Origin of the sequence: Vibrio genomosp. F10 str. 9ZD137, assembly GCF_049974785.1 — a bacterium.
Classification (GTDB): Bacteria; Pseudomonadota; Gammaproteobacteria; order Enterobacterales; family Vibrionaceae; genus Vibrio.
In genome coordinates this window covers 1-397 of record NZ_JBNGCJ010000127.1, presented here as the reverse complement: position 1 = coordinate 397, position 397 = coordinate 1, and the positions used below count along the sequence as shown (strand labels likewise).

At 40.6% G+C, this 397-nt stretch carries 1 protein-coding gene; it reads left to right on the top strand.

Translation table 11 applies throughout. From position 1 onward, the window contains the following. Positions 1-51: 51 nt before the first annotated feature. Positions 52-397, top strand: a 346-nt coding sequence (locus ACP45E_RS01500) for a VOC family protein (protein ID WP_069584624.1), incomplete at its 3' end; no start/stop codon positions are given.

Here is a 397-nt window from a genome sequence, read left to right as displayed (position 1 = left end):
CACCACTTAACGCGGCGTTAGGCGCAACAGAGGTTCAGGCAAGGAAAGCAGATGAATTTAAATCAAGTAACATTGGCAGTTCATGATATAGAACTAGCGATTGAGTTCTACACAAAGCTAGGCTTAATTCAAATTGTTGGTAACGAGTACTATGCTAGATTTTCACTTCCCGACGGTGACGCGACTTTTTCAGTCTATCTTGATACAGAAAAACAAGGCTTAGATTGTCGTGGTGTAGTTTATTTTGAGCATGAAAAATTGGATGATCTGGTCTCACATCTTAAGTCTGAAGGTATCGAATTTTCGCAAGAACCAACGATGCAAAGTTATCTTTGGAAAGAGGCAGCACTAACTGATCCGTCCGGTAATAAAATCAAACTGTATTGGGCTGGCGAAA